Origin of the sequence: Paenibacillus glacialis (assembly GCF_001637205.1) — a bacterium.
In the GTDB taxonomy this organism is placed as follows: domain Bacteria; phylum Bacillota; class Bacilli; order Paenibacillales; family Paenibacillaceae; genus Paenibacillus_AQ; species Paenibacillus_AQ glacialis.
Genome location: NZ_LVJH01000021.1, coordinates 26157 through 39798 on the forward strand (window position 1 = coordinate 26157; position 13642 = coordinate 39798).

Here is a 13642-nt window from a genome sequence, read left to right on the forward strand (position 1 = left end):
TGTGAAGAAACGCTCAGTTCTTTCGATGAAATTATTGATTGTTCTTAGTTTACTTATATCTTTATTAAGTGGTTGTGGATCATCGGGGGATTTATCGAAAACCTATCCGCTTGAATCTGTGAATAAAGAGGGTACGGCAACCTCATATGTATATAGAGCTGTAGGACAGACGGTACCCGAAGTAGCTAAAGATCTTACTGATGAACGTAAGCCGGATCAGATCTCACCAGAAGATCCTGAGCGAATGTTCCTTGTCTACGATAAAGAATGGTATCATTTGCAACAGGACCCAGACAAAAAAGAGGATACGCTCATCGAAGTGGATTCCAAAGAATATGTACAGAAAAACTATGATTCGAGCTTCTTGCAAGGCTATATAGCAGCAAGTATCATAGGGAATTTGTTCGACTCTATGGGTGGTAGTGGTTCCTATCGAGGATATTCAAGTAAAAATGTCTATAAACCGAAACAGGGCACCTATCGTAAGGCAACGGTGGATGATAAGAAAATCGCGCCTCCACTAACCGTTGAGAAAAAAGGTTCGATTACACGTCGTGGAAAGAGCAATAGTAGCACTTCTAGTGGTAAAGATGATACGATCTTCAGCCGAGGTGCCAACGATTCCAATACGAGTAGGGGAACGATAAAGAGAGGGAGCGATAGCGGAGGGTCCAGTATCTTTGGTTCATCTAGCAGCTCTAATAAGTCCAAGAAATCGATCAGTAAGCCTAAGACCAAGTCTGGTTCAGGTAAAATTAGTAGGCGAAGTAAAAGAAGGTAAAGAGTCGACAATGTTTTGTTGATTTCTAACTTTTGATAAATGAACTGTTCCATCTATAGGCAGTGTACGAAGCATGTTTTCGTATACTGTCTTTTTTATCTTTTGTGAAAATGATATGTTATAGAAGAAACTACAATTCCCATCGGAGGTTACACCATGGCTGATGATATACATAATAACTCTAAATTTAAGCGTAAAGCACTTCAGGTAAACGTTGCTCAATCCATGATTTCGCAATATATAAGTGTGGGCGAGACCGAAATGGTTACATTGCAAGAGAGTCACGGAAGAACTTTAGCGCAGGAGATTTCAGCGCCTCATCCATATCCGCATTTTCGCCGGTCTGGAATGGATGGGTATGCCATTCGTTCTGCAGACACAGAGGGCTGTAGCAATGATCAATCGATATGGCTTCAAGTGATCGATGAGATTCCTTGTGGTACGGTATCTGACAAAACAATCATTCCAGGAACGGCTGCACGTATTATGACTGGTGCACAAGTCCCAGAAGGGGCAGATGCGGTCGTGATGTTCGAAATGACAGAGATACGTGAGGATGAAGGTGGATCTGTTGTCGGATTGAAACGTTATATTGAAATCGGGAAGAATTTAACCCCCATCGGTTTGGAACTTCAGGCAGGAGAATTGATCCTTAGTCCAGGGATTACGATTTCAGCAGGTGAAATTTCAGTATTAGCGACGTTTGGCATTCATCATGTGGCTGTATATCGTCGTCCTCGGGTAGCTATTTTCTCAACAGGATCTGAATTGTTATCGGTAGATGAACCTTTACAACCAGGGAAAATTCGTAACAGCAACACGTATATGCTCGCTTCTCAAGTGATCGAGGCTGGAGGGGAACCCGTTATTCTAGATGCTATTATGGATGATTTGTCTCTAGCTCGTGAGAAAGTGGAAGAGGCTCTTCATGCGTATGATATGGTCGTAACTAGTGGTGGTGTATCGGTTGGTGATTTTGATATTATGGGTGACCTCGTACGTGGTGATAGTGTTGAAATGTTGTACAACAAAATCGCAATGCGTCCAGGTAGCGTGACAACAGCAGCGGTTAAAGATGGCAAGTTACTATTTGCTCTCTCCGGAAATCCGGGAGCTTGCTTCGTTGGATGTGAATTATTTGTTCGACCTAGCATCAGAGGTATGATGGGTGATCAGAAGCCCTATTTAACGGAGTGGAGTGGGATATTGGGTGCTGATTATTCTAAGGTAAACAATTTCACACGGTACGTTCGCGGAAAGACTGAGATTAGAGAAGGTGTCGTTTACGCCATGCCATCAGGTATAGATGAATCTGGTGTCATGATAACAATTAAGGATAGTGATTGCCTAATCGTCGTACCACCAGGACAACAAGGGATGAAGAGTGGAGATAAAGTTCAAATGTTGATGTTGAGATAAATGTGCTTCACGTGGATATAATGGATCATGAAAGTGGGCTACCGTCAATAATATTGATGGGTAGTCTTCTTCTGTTTGAAAAGAGATTACTTAAGCTTATACTAAAGTACTTTGAGAATTAGAAGAGAATATTAATTTGTACGAATTGGTTGAGCCTGGTTTTGCAAGAAAAATAAGTTGAGATAATGAAGCACTTCTACCTGGTGGAACTTCAAATCGAGCATGTTGCTTACCGAAGTTAGGTTGAATGGTTGATAGGAATACATTGCCATCAGAATGCCAATGGTAGGGATATTATGTTATAATTGGGATTAATAATCGGAGGTGGTATGGGTGAAAATGATTAGAAATTTTGCTCTTGTCGTAGTGAACTTAATTGGTGAGTTATGGATTGGGGTCGGTAGAAAACCTACGTTTTATGATAATCATACGGCTAATAATACTAAAACAGGTTATGTCATCTTTGTATCATTAGCTGCCCTTATATCAATAGGTGTAGCTATTTGGTTAACTTTGAAATTATACTAAAGAAGAATTAGAAATTAAATCAAATTCATTAAGCTGATTAACTTCAATAAAGAAGGAGACAGAAATGAATACATATAAGCACCTCGATTTAAGCAACAATCAGTTAACGATTGATTGTAAAGATATTATTTTGCGTGAGTATAAAGTTGAGGATTTGGACGAAATGGTTGCCATCACCCATGAACCAGAAGTAATTGAATTCCTGCCTGATTGGAATGCACCTAAAGAGCAAAGGTTAGATTGGTTAGTTCATTATGAAATAGCAGAAAACAGCAGTTTTTAAACGTTGTAGCAGAGGGTGGGAACATCGGAGAACTCCGTCTTCGTTTAGCCATTATTTCGAAGAAAACCGGTGGATTTATCGGATGGTGTTGTACAGGGATCAAAGAGGAGTTGCCTCCTCCTAATAGAGAAATTATGTATGCAATATCGAATAAACATACAAATAAAGGGTATACCACCCAAGCTGTACAAGGCGTAGTTAAATATCTGTTTGAGAATACCAACGTGGAAGAACTCATTGCTTTAGCTCTAATTCGTAATATTTCATCCAATAGAGTCATACAAAAAAGCGGATTTGATTTTCTGGACATCATTGAGTTAGATATCGAGGAATATAATATATATAAACTAGCTAAGCGTAAAAAAGAGTAGATAGATTACTAGGCAGAAGGAAAAGGTAACTATCGCTTTGGAGGGAAAATGGCGGTGAAGATGACACCTATTTCGTTGAAACTGTTACAGATGATTTTCTTCTCATCCACCCCATTAAATCTGGACTTCTTACTCTTGTGGACAGAACAACAGTAAGGAGCTCAAACTGTACGACTAAGTATTGCTCGATTCATAGGAAGATGTATACCTATACATAGCCCATTCCGCTAAGATGATTTTATATGTTAATTAAGGAGCTGTGCTAGTGTCGAATAAAAGCAAACTTCTTTCAAAAGTGTTATCAACTGCAGAAGAAATAGGATTAACTAATATTATTCCTATTGAGCTTAGTGATGGTGGGAACATGATCATTCACTTGGCTCCATATCCAATTGTGGCCCGAATAGCCACTATCATATCAGAAGAAAATGCAGACTACGCATACATGATACTTGATCGGGAGTTACGGGTAGCACGTCACCTTCAATCCAAAGGAATTCCCGTGTTACTTCCTTCTAACCATACCGATGCACGACCGTACGACGTAGGTGGGACATGGATGACGTATTGGAACTATGTACCCCCTGTTCAATTACATCCTCCTACAACGAGTGAGGTTCTTGGACTGATTAACAGACTTTCAGTAGCTATGATGGATTTCTCTGACGAACTTCCAGTACTTGGTGTTTGGGAGAAGACATGCCGATCGGCTGTTAGATTGAGGAATTATTCCGACCAGCGGATACAAACCTTATTAAAGATGTTTGTAAGCGTAGATGAACAGATGCGAGTCGAGCCCCAATTGTTAGTGCCGTGTCATGGAGATGCCCATGCGAGAAACTTATTACCGAGTCCTGAAGGCTGGATATGGACGGACTTTGAAGATGTATCATTGATGCCCGCTTATTGGGACGTAGCATCATTTGTTAGTAATCTTGTGTTGTTTAACGGATTTGAAGAGCCAACTTTTAGTTACTTGTTGGAACATATCGATAGTAGTTCCGATCTAAAAGCTTTTGGATTTGCTATCACCGCACGAATACTGATGTCTACTTTAGGTAATTTGGATTTCGCCCTTTCAGGTCATGGAGATTTGGAATTTGCAACTAGACAACTAGAACTTACGGAAGATTTTCTGAGTCAGTTAGATCAAATAATCGGAGAGAAATAGAGGGGGATTAATTATGAAGAAGAAAAATATCATAATTACTTTATTTCCTGCATTGGTAATGGCTATTATCTCCATAATGACTTCTACAAATATGTTCAGTTTGTCAGACCTAGAGGCTAAGTCATTAATTATCGACGGATTAGTCATAATTTTTCCGGTAGTATTTATCTTACAAGGGGTCTCATGTGCAATAACACATACGAATGTCATTTTATCGTTATCAGTCTCCATAATAACTTATTTAGTAATCATGTTTGTATTCTTAAATAGTTCAGCATTTATATACGTGTTCGTGTATGTATTCATCTGGACAATTGGATATTGGATAACTAGATGTTTGATTAAATCAAAATCTCCAAAAGGCAATTAGACTAAGAAGAAATGGTAAAATACAGATCTTCTATTAAAAAGGAGATCCGTATTTTTATGCGCAGCTATTAACGAAACAATCAATCAATAGTAATTTCTTTCATTTTTCTTTCAAAAGGATTAGCATAGAAAATCTTGTTATCTAAGATGTGAAGATTAGATATTTTATCATCTCCGAGTTTTTGTGTTGTATGGTCAATAAGGTTGATTCGATATAACTTCTTGCTGTATTCGGAATAATTGCTGTAATATAGCCAGTCACCACTCACGTTAATATTTTGAGCATTGTGATCTGATATTTTTGTTAGGGATGTTCCGTCTGTGCCCATCGTGTAAATATTTTTATTGTAATTGAAGTATAACGTATTATTTTTAACAACTATGTTAGAGAAAGAACCGTCCAATAATTTCTTTTTATTGCTTCCGTCAACATCCATGATAAATAGTTTACTGAGATACATAGTATAATAGATTTTCCCATCTACCACTGCGATACTTGATACTTCATTCTTCTCAAGTAATTGGTTAGATGTTCCGTCAGTTTGGATGCGGTACAGTGGCATAAACATAGAAGTGCCTTTTGTGTAATAAATCCAGTCGCCAACAACAGACATCAAGTGTGGTCCTCCCAATCCTAATTCCATCACAATCTCTCGGTTAGTCCCGTCTATATCTGATTTATAAATAGTGTTTCCACTTACGTAGTATAGCTTTTCGTTAATCATATTTAGGTTATCAACAAATACATCATCGTTTATTTTGTGCCGATCAGTTCCATCTAACTTTTCCTTATAAAGTGTGCCTTGGTCAAGTGGGTTGTTGAAAAATATCCAATCTTCGTAACTTGCATACCATCCCCCGTTGTTAAGGTTTCCGATAGAATTACCACGGATAGCAGGGGATAGAATAGGTGACTCATGAGTAACAATGGACACGTTATTATTACTGTATTTTATGCTTGCACCAAATGCTTCGGAGAGAAATCGTAGGGGTACTAACGTTCTACTGTCTACTAATATGGGTGCCTTCGTAAGCGTGAATTGCTCTTGATTCTTCTTAACGATCTTAGAGCCAATGTTTAATGTAATCGTTGTGGTTCCCTTGGATAAGATCAACTCGTTGTTATTCAATGAGGTTATATTGCCGCCAAGTTCATCCACTACAAATCTAAGGGGAACAAGAACTATACCGTGATCATGAATCGGCTTCACATCGAATGTAATCAGATGGTCATTTACAGTGACAGTAATTGGTGGAGTTTCAGCCGCATTAACGAAACTTGTAGCTGAACCTAACAAGTAAAAAGAGGAAAGTAGAACCAACATCCATTTTTTCAAAAGAGAGACCTTCTTTCTTGAATTTGTTATGTAATGTCATATTGGTAGTTACATACGTTGAGAAATCGAAAGTAGTGTTGATGTTCGTACAATTGTTCAGGTAACCACCTATATATTACTTTCCAGGCTCTATTAAGACGTTCCAACATATTGGGAAGTTGCATCTATCTATAGATTTTAGCTCATTTTTGATTAAGTTCGTCTAACGAAAGGCTGGTGTACTAGCATTTTTTTATATCGATCATAGGATATGAATGTGTTATATCCAAAATTGATAGGAGAGGATTAAATGAGAGTACTAAAATCTTCAATTACCAAAAAAGCGGTGCGCAGTGTAAAGAAAATTACAAGATCTACTGCAATGGTGATGTATAGAAAGCAATTATCCCGGTTCCATAAGAATAAAGCCGGAAATAACATTATCATCACCCAGCGTAATGTAGTCATCGGTACGGATGATACTTGGTTTAATGCACAGGAAATTGATAGAAATCCGGCTTGGGTTCAGGTTCCTGATGCAAGTTACGTTTGGAGTTCGCGTGATCTGGGCGCTGAGGTTGCCGTTGTCTCCAAACAGTTCACACTCTCATCAAGAAGAAGAGTTCGAAACGCAAGCCTTTTACTGTCTGTAGATAATTACGCCATCGTGCTTATCAATGGACGATTCGTTGTATATGATACTCCACAGGCTACGGTTTCTTTCTTTAATCCTGGACGTACTTTTGACGTACGGCGCTTTTTGCGAAGAGGTCAGAACGACATTGTTATTATAGCCTTTAACTTTGGCGGCCGTAGAACGATAGATAATCCGGCTGGTGTAGCTGCACGTCTCTCTATTCGCCAATCCTAGTTCTGAGAGTATGTTGAACCGATATGCAAAAATTAAAAATGGATTGAGCATCAGATATATTTCTGATGACTCAATCCATCTTTTGCGGATAAGACAGTTAACATTATTTCTGACAATATATGTCGTATACGCTAAAACGCTACGTGGACTCCGCCCGGCGTTCAATCGCTTCAGACATCGTCTTATCGGTTAGATGCGCATATACTTCGGTCGTCTCAGTAGACGCATGGCCTAACTGTTCTTTCGTCTTATAGATATCATTCTGAAGATAGTAGTCAGTGGCAAAAGAATGGCGTAATTTATGAACGGTAAGGAAGGGTTTGCCAAAGCGTGTAGCGTATTTAATAATCATGGCTTGAACGGCGCGTTTCGTCATTCGTTTACCTTCTTGTTGTCCGTTAGGTACGGTAAGAAAAAGGGCCTTTTCTTTCTTAGGAGCATGATATCGTACATGTCTAAGACTAAGGTAAAGGGCTAAATCATCCTTCGCTTGTTCACGGAAATAGACGGGTGTTTTGTATGTTTCATCATTATTACCTTTTCGGAATATGTATATCATTTTATTGTTGAAATCCAGATCATCCATATTCAGATTAATAACCTCAGAGACACGTAGTCCTGAATTTAGGATAAGGCTAGCGATACAAGCATCTCGTTCCTTGTTTAGCGCATATGAGTATAGGGCTTGTTTATTCTTGGCAATGTCTACCCCATAACCTTCGAGAATATATCCTATGAATTCAAGTAACTCTTCATCTTCAAGGATTTTACCTTTTAACTTAGCGGCGGTGTCCTTGGGTTTGTGAATGCGTTTGACTTCTACTTTCGCCATAATATTCCGCTTCAGGAGCGGGTAGAATTCTTCATCTTCGGCAATCTGGCTTAAGTAATGAAACAGCGAACGTAGGGAAGAAAGCTTACGAGAGATCGTGACTTTAGCATTGGCACCTTCACGACGAGTCGTCAGATAAAGTCTGTAGCTCACGATATTCTCCATACGTAACATTTCCAGTTCCGTCAGAGATATCTTTCTATTATGATCGGCTTCAGAGAGAAGCTCCCCTCGTAACCAATTGAAGAATGTTTCGTAATCACGAATATATTCTAGTAGTGTTGATGGCGACAGATCAGGCAACTTATAATCTATGAATTGCTGCACGAACCAAGGCATGTCAAGAACCTTTTCATCTAGTCTATTGCGATCACTTATCTTTTGAATATTCACTGACATCACCCCTTGTTGGTTAGAACTCTAAATACTATTTTACCATAGGAAAAGAGAGTTGTCTTAGTCGTGTAAAGTGTTGTGTAAGGGTATACATTGCGAGAAGGGTGTATAAAGTAATATAGTGATAATAAAATGGAGTGATACTGTGGAAATGAAGATGGAATTGGTTCCCCCTGAACGTAAGGAAGTTATCGATCACTTAATGCAGTTCTATTTGTATGATTTCACGAGCTACTTGGATATGGATGTCACATCTAACGGGAAGTTCAATGCTTATCCAGATCTGTACACCTATTTAAATAACAGGGATGGCAGATTTGCTTATCTGATCACGTGCCTAAACAACCCAGCGGGATTTGCATTAATTGAACAACTTCAGAATCCTCTAGAGGGGGATTATTATATGACGGAATTTTTTATTATGAAAAAGTATCGTCGGAGCGGGTTAGGAACTTGGGCGGCGAATGAGCTTTTTGAGCATTATAAAGGCAATTGGAAAGTGACTCAAGTGAGTAATAACACCACGGCGCAAGCGTTCTGGCAAAAGGTGATCAGTGCTTACACTCGTGGTGATTTCATACAAAAGACGCGTTCAGACAACGGAAACCTCAGTCAGTATTTCAAATCTTAAACCGCTTGAACAATAGGATGTTGTGTTAGGAAAATAGCATCTGGCTCTCCACGTTCCTGTGGTACATAGAGTACATCGACCACCTTGAAGTGCTGCTTCAGGCTTGTAACGAATTCAGGTGAAGAAGTGGCACTCCAGAAAGATAGGCATCCATCTGGTTGAAGATGACGTGCTAACAAGGCAAGACCATAATTACTGTATAAAGTCTCATTTTGAACGTACACGTGCCAGTCTGGACCGTTGTCGATATCTAAGCAAATAAGGTCAAAATGTTCATCGTTTTGTCTAAGCCACTCTAAGCAATCGGCATGCACAATGCGAGCTTTGGGATGTTTAACAGCGCCTCCCGAGACGGTGGATAGTATCGTATGGTTCCATTCTATGATTGTATCTTCAATCTCAATAACGGTGACTTTCTCTACACGGGGATCTGAAAGAGCTTCTTGTAGAGAATACCCAACACCAAGCCCACCGATGAGAACGGACGTTGGATGTGATGTGCGCTTCAATGGCTCACGAAGGAGTAGTCGCTCTGATTCACCATTATATGTAGCCATCAGAAAAGTACCGTTACTAATGATTTCAAAGAATGTGCCTCTTCGTTGGAGTTGTATTTCACCGCGAGGTGTGGCATGTCTCTCTATCACTTCAAGTGGTAAATCATAATGGTTCATTGACTTCATCTCCTAGTAGGATAGTTACACTTTAATTCTATGATTAGATTTTTTTGAAAGTCAATGACGTGAGACATTGCTATTGCACTCTGGTTGAAATATAGATTACCGACGGAGTTGGTTAATGGAGTATGAGCTTTAATATGATAGACAAGGGTTGAAAGATGAAGGAGGTTACAAGATGGAACAGCGGTTATTCGGACAGACAGGAATGAAAGTAAGTGCTCTTGGCTTGGGCGGTGCAGCGTTTGGGATGGAGCAGGATTTCAATAAAGTGGACAAGATGTTGAACAGCGCTTTAGATACGGGTGTGAATGTGATAGATACCGCCGAATATTACGTACAAAGTGAAGAATTCTTTGGCAGAGCATTGGCTTCCCGTCGAGATGATTTCTATTTATTTACGAAGTGTGGATATGCAGCGGGGTTCGATTATCCAGATTGGGACCCAGTACTTCTAGAGAAAAGTATTGATCGTAGCTTAAAAAGATTAAATACGGAATATGTGGATGTCATTCACTTACATAGCTGTTCAGAGGAAGTGTTACGACAAGGTGATGTTATTGAGGTTCTTAAGCGCGCTAACGAACAAGGTAAGACACGATTTATCGGTTATAGCGGAGATACGACAGATGCTTTATGGCGGTATGATGAATTACCTACAACTGCCTATCCTTATGTTTATTGGGAACGACTTCGGGAATTGAATTATGATTTCCTTGAGAACATGGAGGAAAGCATCGACATTACTCTGCGTTTCGCATTAAGTACAGTAGGTGTAGCTACGGCAATTGTGGATACAAATAATCCGGATCGTTGGGAGAAGAACGCTGAATTTCTCAAGCGGGGGGCTCTTGCTCAAGACGTATACAAAGATATTCGTGCTCGTTGGAAGGAGGTAGAACACGAGGATTGGGTTGGGAAAACATAGTATTATACTGAAAAAGGTTGGCCTTAGGAATATAAAGGCCAACCTTTTTTATGTGGAAACAGATAAAAAATTTCAAAACAGAAAAGATATTTATTTCTTCGATGTTTTAAAAGCCGCTCTAATCGTATCAAAATTCTTTTGCTCGTTTGCGTTATTAGAATTGTTATAACCGAAAGCAATTTTTCCGTCCGCTGTTAAGATAATAATCTCTTTTGTCTTTCCCGTGCCATCTGTTGATTGGATTAGAACATATGATCCCTTTTTACCTTTGTTTTCGAATGGAATTGATTCAACTACCTCTGGATTCACAAATCGTTTTTTTTCGTCGGTAATATTAGATTGGGCCATTTGAAATAATGCTTGCATATCAGGATGGACATCTTCTTGAACGAACAGTTTCTTTTTCTCAATGTCTGTCCCATTCAAATAGACCGTAACATACTTCAAAGCTAATGCTTCCTCTGTAGTTAATTTCTTTTTCTCTTTCTCATTGACTGGTTTTTTTGTCTCTTTGACTTCTTTTGCTGGGTTAGCTGCTGGAACAGTAGTTAGCGTGTTCACGTTAGTAGTATCTTCTGCCTTAGTATCGTTTACCTTGGTCACAGATTCATCTGCATTGTTAGAAGAACAACCGGTGATCAATAGTGCTGCGATAAATATAGATGATGCTACTTTAGTAAAAGTGTTCATAAGCCCTCCGTAAGACGTATTTTGTCAAAAATTAGTTTATCAGAATTAGGAAAATATATCCACGATAGAATTCGACAATTAACAATGGTATTCAGTAGATTGCTCTAATTTAAAAGGTTGGTCCTTATGTTCCGAAGGCCAACCTTTTTAATGATTACTTAGATAAAAACTCATCATATGAAAAATTCATAACAGTATATCTATTCATATATTTTGTTACTCAATCGCTTAAATTTACCTTTCTCATGTATCTAATCACAACGATTTAAGAAAAAAAGGTATATAAAATCAAAAAGTGTTCTAGTCAATAAAAATAGTAACTGTTGATTCTCCTGGAAATGTTACTGACTTAGTTCTCGTTATTAACATATTTTCCGTTAATTTGACGTTATTTGACACTGGATGTCTATAATCCTATATTAAATAACAAATAAATATCAGGTAAGGAGATAGATCATGGGTAAGATCTGGTGTAACGGAACCATCTATACGATGGAACACAAAGAGCATATCGTACAGGCTGTCTATACCGAGCATGGCACGATCATTGCTACAGGTACCAAAGAAGAATTAGAGAGTAGATTCCAAGATTATATCGATGAAGTCATTGATCTGCAAGGGAATACGATGTTTCCAGGATTTGTGGATAGTCATATGCATCTAATTGGACTTGGAGAAACCTTTCTTAAGTTAGATCTGTCCAGTATGAACAGCAGAGAGGAGGTGCTTCAAGCTGTCGCGGATCGCGTTGACTTGATGCCTGAAGGGTCTTGGATTATTGCTGAAGGATGGAATGAGAACCGTTGGATGGATACTAGCCATATAACGAGAGAACTTCTAGATGAAGTTGCCCCACATCACCCTGTCATGTTAAGGCGCATTTGTCGACATGTATTAGTGGTGAATACACGTGCGATGGAAGCGGCACAGATAGTGGGTATGCAGACAACAAATACGGATGGTGTAACAACAACTGACAGTATGACGCACGATGGCATTTTTAAAGAGAATGCTCAAGACATCATCCTTCATGCTGTTCCTGCTGCATCGGAAACGTATCTACAAGAAGCGTTGAAATTAGCTATCCAACATGCTTGGAGTCAGGGGCTAGTCGGTGCTCATACAGAAGATTTAAGTTATTATGGGAGCTACACGAGAACGATAAGCGCGTTCAATCACGTTATTCACGAAGAGCCTATGAAATTTAGAACTCACTTACTTGTACACCATATGGTAGTGGATGAGTGGAGGAACGCGGAACTAGCCATGAACATAGATTCACCATTTTTGGAATGTGGAGCGATGAAAATCTTCGTAGATGGCGCATTAGGTGGTCGAACAGCACTGTTAAGTGGCACCTATGCGGATGATCCTAACAGCCATGGAATAGCGATTCATACCGATGAGGAACTCAGTGAGTTGGTTCAAAAAGCACGATCATATGGATTACCAATTGCAGTTCATGCGATCGGGGATTTAGCTGCGGAGAAGGTCCTAGAAGTGATTGAACGGTACTCAGCATGTGAAGGAACAAGAGATCGATTGATTCACGGACAATTGTTAAGTCAAGAATCGCTTGAGCGAATGAAGAACTTACCGATCGTGATTGATATTCAACCAAGCTTTGTGTCATCTGATTACCCATGGGTGATGGAGCGAATAAGTGTAGATACGGACCTACATATGTACGCTTGGCAAACGATGTTCGTCGCTGGGCTCCATTGTGCAGGGGGATCGGATGCACCGATTGAACAAGTCTCACCGCTTCTAGGAATGTATACGGCTGTTACTAGGATGAATTCAGTTGATCTGACGCAAACTGTCTATCAACCAGATGAACGTTTAAGTGTGTTCGACGCTATATCCTTGTACACGACAGGAAGTGCCTATGCGAGCGGGCATGAGCATGACCGGGGAATGATACGGGAAGGCTTTGTAGCGGATTTCACAATTTTGAAAATAGATCCTTTTCTCAATACACCAAATACGTGGTTAAAAGAGGGAATAGCTATGACCGTGATTGACGAATGCATCGTATATCAGAGGGATTAAAGAAGAGTTGTTATTGCGTTAATTCAAACCAAGTAGAACCAACAAAAACACCTTATAAATAGACCCTACAATTGCGACGCTCTCTTAGATTAAATTGATCGAGGAGAGTCTTCTTTTTCCTTATAATTATAAAATTTCATCATATGAAAAATTCACAACAGAACTACATTATCAAACTTACATCTAGTTCATCCTCATAGATACATCATATTGTTGTATCTATTTGACTAAAGGGAATCATCCTAAATATCCTTTCAAATATCAAGGGGATGACTCGAGTTAATGATAATTCGAAAAAACGATCACCCACCGGAATATGAGGCCGGG

Annotated in this window: 14 protein-coding genes; 10 read left to right on the plus strand and 4 right to left on the minus strand. The window is 39.3% G+C overall.

Annotated features, from left to right (window positions below):
• Window position 1: 1 nt before the first annotated feature.
• The 6 genes from PGLA_RS11870 to PGLA_RS11890 all read left to right on the plus strand — a co-directional run bounded on the left by PGLA_RS11870 (window position 2) and on the right by PGLA_RS11890 (window position 4553).
• The gene (locus tag PGLA_RS11870) at window positions 2-781 is read left to right on the plus strand and encodes a DUF4247 domain-containing protein (RefSeq protein WP_068532918.1); all 780 of its coding nucleotides are present in this window, start codon (window positions 2-4) and stop codon (window positions 779-781) included.
• A 156-nt stretch (window positions 782-937) separates the two neighbouring features.
• The gene (locus tag PGLA_RS11875) at window positions 938-2200 is read left to right on the plus strand and encodes a molybdopterin molybdotransferase MoeA (RefSeq protein WP_068532921.1); all 1263 of its coding nucleotides are present in this window, start codon (window positions 938-940) and stop codon (window positions 2198-2200) included.
• Window positions 2201-2533: 333 nt separating this feature from the next.
• Window positions 2534-2728 (plus strand): hypothetical protein, encoded by a 195-nt coding sequence (locus tag PGLA_RS11880; protein WP_068532924.1) that lies wholly within the window; start codon window positions 2534-2536, stop codon window positions 2726-2728.
• A gap of 64 nt (window positions 2729-2792) precedes the next feature.
• Window positions 2793-3011: a GNAT family N-acetyltransferase gene (locus PGLA_RS29555; protein WP_342671689.1), complete on the plus strand. Its 219-nt coding sequence runs from the start codon at window positions 2793-2795 to the stop codon at window positions 3009-3011.
• Window positions 3012-3109: 98 nt separating this feature from the next.
• The gene (locus PGLA_RS29560) at window positions 3110-3382 is read left to right on the plus strand and encodes a GNAT family N-acetyltransferase (RefSeq protein WP_342671690.1); all 273 of its coding nucleotides are present in this window, start codon (window positions 3110-3112) and stop codon (window positions 3380-3382) included.
• A gap of 265 nt (window positions 3383-3647) precedes the next feature.
• Window positions 3648-4553, plus strand: coding sequence for an aminoglycoside phosphotransferase family protein (locus tag PGLA_RS11890; protein ID WP_068532928.1), 906 nt, complete (start codon window positions 3648-3650; stop codon window positions 4551-4553).
• A 449-nt stretch (window positions 4554-5002) separates the two neighbouring features.
• Here the strand turns inward: PGLA_RS11890 and PGLA_RS11900 are convergent, their stop codons facing one another.
• Window positions 5003-6259, minus strand: a complete 1257-nt coding sequence (locus PGLA_RS11900) for a DUF5050 domain-containing protein (RefSeq protein ID WP_068532933.1) — start codon at window positions 6257-6259, stop codon at window positions 5003-5005.
• Window positions 6260-6548: 289 nt separating this feature from the next.
• On the opposite strand from PGLA_RS11900, the gene PGLA_RS11905 reads away from it, so the two are divergent.
• Window positions 6549-7109: a hypothetical protein gene (locus tag PGLA_RS11905; RefSeq protein WP_068532934.1), complete on the plus strand. Its 561-nt coding sequence runs from the start codon at window positions 6549-6551 to the stop codon at window positions 7107-7109.
• Window positions 7110-7248: 139 nt separating this feature from the next.
• Here PGLA_RS11905 and xerS read toward each other — a convergent pair whose 3' ends face one another.
• Window positions 7249-8334, minus strand: coding sequence for a tyrosine recombinase XerS (xerS, locus tag PGLA_RS11910; protein WP_068532937.1), 1086 nt, complete (start codon window positions 8332-8334; stop codon window positions 7249-7251).
• A 124-nt stretch (window positions 8335-8458) separates the two neighbouring features.
• Between xerS and PGLA_RS11915 the strand changes: the two genes are divergently transcribed.
• Window positions 8459-8968, plus strand: a complete 510-nt coding sequence (locus PGLA_RS11915; protein ID WP_245699823.1) for a GNAT family N-acetyltransferase — start codon at window positions 8459-8461, stop codon at window positions 8966-8968.
• Here the strand turns inward: PGLA_RS11915 and PGLA_RS11920 are convergent.
• Window positions 8965-9642, minus strand: a complete 678-nt coding sequence (locus PGLA_RS11920; protein ID WP_068532942.1) for a spermine/spermidine synthase domain-containing protein — start codon at window positions 9640-9642, stop codon at window positions 8965-8967. The two genes, PGLA_RS11915 and PGLA_RS11920, sit on opposite strands and share 4 nt — an antisense overlap.
• Before the next feature lie 181 nt (window positions 9643-9823).
• On the opposite strand from PGLA_RS11920, the gene PGLA_RS11925 reads away from it, so the two are divergent.
• A complete protein-coding gene (locus PGLA_RS11925) occupies window positions 9824-10573 on the plus strand; it encodes an aldo/keto reductase (protein WP_068532945.1) in 750 nt (249 codons plus the stop codon).
• 90 nt (window positions 10574-10663) lie between these two features.
• Here the strand turns inward: PGLA_RS11925 and PGLA_RS11930 are convergent, their stop codons facing one another.
• Window positions 10664-11263, minus strand: coding sequence for a hypothetical protein (locus PGLA_RS11930; protein WP_068532949.1), 600 nt, complete (start codon window positions 11261-11263; stop codon window positions 10664-10666).
• Between the two features lie 456 nt (window positions 11264-11719).
• Between PGLA_RS11930 and PGLA_RS11935 the strand changes: the two genes are divergently transcribed.
• Window positions 11720-13315, plus strand: coding sequence for an amidohydrolase (locus tag PGLA_RS11935; protein ID WP_068532952.1), 1596 nt, complete (start codon window positions 11720-11722; stop codon window positions 13313-13315).
• The last annotated feature ends 327 nt before the right edge of the window (window positions 13316-13642 follow it).

What these genes read in the sequence shown, in the direction of transcription:
- PGLA_RS11875 (WP_068532921.1), top strand. Translation starts at nt 938, where the DNA reads ATGGCTGATGATATACATAATAACTCTAAATTTAAGCGTAAAGCACTT.
- PGLA_RS29555 (WP_342671689.1), top strand. Translation starts at nt 2,793, where the DNA reads ATGAATACATATAAGCACCTCGATTTAAGCAACAATCAGTTAACGATT.
- PGLA_RS11905 (WP_068532934.1), top strand. Translation starts at nt 6,549, where the DNA reads ATGAGAGTACTAAAATCTTCAATTACCAAAAAAGCGGTGCGCAGTGTA.
- PGLA_RS11920 (WP_068532942.1), bottom strand. Translation starts at nt 9,642, where the DNA reads ATGAACCATTATGATTTACCACTTGAAGTGATAGAGAGACATGCCACA.
- PGLA_RS11925 (WP_068532945.1), top strand. Translation starts at nt 9,824, where the DNA reads ATGGAACAGCGGTTATTCGGACAGACAGGAATGAAAGTAAGTGCTCTT.
- PGLA_RS11930 (WP_068532949.1), bottom strand. Translation starts at nt 11,263, where the DNA reads ATGAACACTTTTACTAAAGTAGCATCATCTATATTTATCGCAGCACTA.
- PGLA_RS11935 (WP_068532952.1), top strand. Translation starts at nt 11,720, where the DNA reads ATGGGTAAGATCTGGTGTAACGGAACCATCTATACGATGGAACACAAA.